Annotated in this window: 1 protein-coding gene; it reads right to left on the bottom strand. The window is 48.8% G+C overall.

From position 1 onward, the window contains the following. Positions 1–934, bottom strand: a 934-nt coding sequence (locus tag ACYVIC_RS19795) for a flagellin N-terminal helical domain-containing protein (protein WP_460862719.1), incomplete at its 3' end; no start/stop codon positions are given. Between the last annotated feature and the right edge of the window lie 20 nt (positions 935–954).

The raw sequence follows: 954 nt of genomic DNA, 5'->3' as shown, positions 1-954 counted from the left end.
GATTGGCCTGCGACAGTATCGTCGTAGTCGCCTGCTGCAGTATCTGGTTACGGGTCAGCATCGCGGTTTCCGCAGCAAAATCCGCATCTTTAATCCGTGATTTTGCACCTGACAGATTCTCAGCTATGTTGGTCTGGTTACGAATGGTCGCCTGAAAACGGTTTTGTACCGCACCCAGCTCCGCTCGCTTTTTGTCCACTACCGCAATCATTGAATCCATACCCGCTAACACGGCCTGTGCATTAGTCTGGCTGGACACTGATATTCCTGTGGCAAGAAACGTGGTCGCAAAATCAAAATCAGCCGCTGCTGCAGTGTAGGTATCACTCATGTTGGCTAAGTTAGTTGATAACGCTTTACCCGTAACCGCTGAAGCAATGCCCGCGATACCTGACAATGTAAAACCACCGTTGGCACTTAAGCTATTTATGGCTGCGGTGCCGCCGACGCTTTGCATTGAAAAACCGATTGTCTGCACAGCATCGGCACCCACCTGAAAATTCGCTTTGTAGCTACCATCTAATAAATTTTGGCCACCGAAGGTTGTATCTTTGGCTACACGGTTTACTTCATTCATCAATGAGCGAATTTCTTCCTGAATAGCCAGACGGTCATCATCCGTGTTTGAACCATTAGCCGCTTGTTGCGCTAAGGTACGGACACGCTGAAACATCGCCGTCACTTCTTCCATTGCGCCTTCTGCCGTTTGCGCTAATGAAATGCCGTCGTTGGCGTTGCGGTTACCCTGGTTTAAACCCTGAATTTGAGATTCAAGACGGTCAGAAATCTGTAAGCCGGCGGCATCATCAGCAGCGCTGTTGATACGCAAACCGGAAGATAAACGTTTAAATGAGGTGTCCAGGGCATTACCGCTGTTCATTAACTGACGCTGTGCATTTAATGCGCTGATGTTGCTGTTGACGTATAAAGCCATGGTGGTTCTCCCGATTACCT

The sequence above is a fragment of the Rheinheimera gaetbuli genome (genome assembly GCF_054781935.1).
The sequence above is the reverse complement of the archived record's forward strand: the minus strand, read 5'-3'. Positions and strand labels throughout refer to the sequence as shown.